This is a genomic window from Vibrio sp. 10N.222.48.A3 (assembly GCF_041475345.1).
GTDB classification, from domain to species: domain Bacteria; phylum Pseudomonadota; class Gammaproteobacteria; order Enterobacterales; family Vibrionaceae; genus Vibrio; species Vibrio tasmaniensis_A.
This window is the reverse complement of the sequence record NZ_JBFRVX010001234.1, coordinates 1-365: the sequence shown is the minus strand read 5'-3', so window position 1 is coordinate 365 and position 365 is coordinate 1. Positions and strand designations below refer to the sequence as shown.

Genomic DNA, 365 nt, shown 5'->3' with positions numbered 1-365 from the left:
AATCGAAATCGAAGACGATGGCACAATCAAGATTGCTGCTACTGAAGGCGCAGCTGCTAAAGAAGCTATCCGTCGTATCGAAGAGATCACTGCTGAAGTTGAAGTTGGCCGCATTTACCAAGGTAAAGTTGCTCGTCTAGCTGACTTCGGTGCATTCGTTACTATCCTTCCAGGTAAAGATGGTCTAGTACACATCTCTCAAATCGCTGATAAGCGCGTTGAGAAAGTGTCTGACTACCTAACTGAAGGTCAAGAAGTACCAGTTAAGGTTCTTGAAATTGACCGTCAAGGCCGTGTACGTCTAAGCATGAAAGAAGCAGTTGAAACGCCAGCTGAAGGCGAAGCACCTGCTGCTGAGTAATTCT

General features: G+C 46.0%; 1 protein-coding gene. It reads left to right on the top strand.

The genetic code is table 11. From position 1 onward, the window contains the following. Positions 1 to 361, top strand: a 361-nt coding sequence (locus AB4653_RS25265; protein WP_372105599.1) for a S1 RNA-binding domain-containing protein, incomplete at its 5' end; no start/stop codon positions are given. Positions 362 to 365 lie beyond the last annotated feature (4 nt).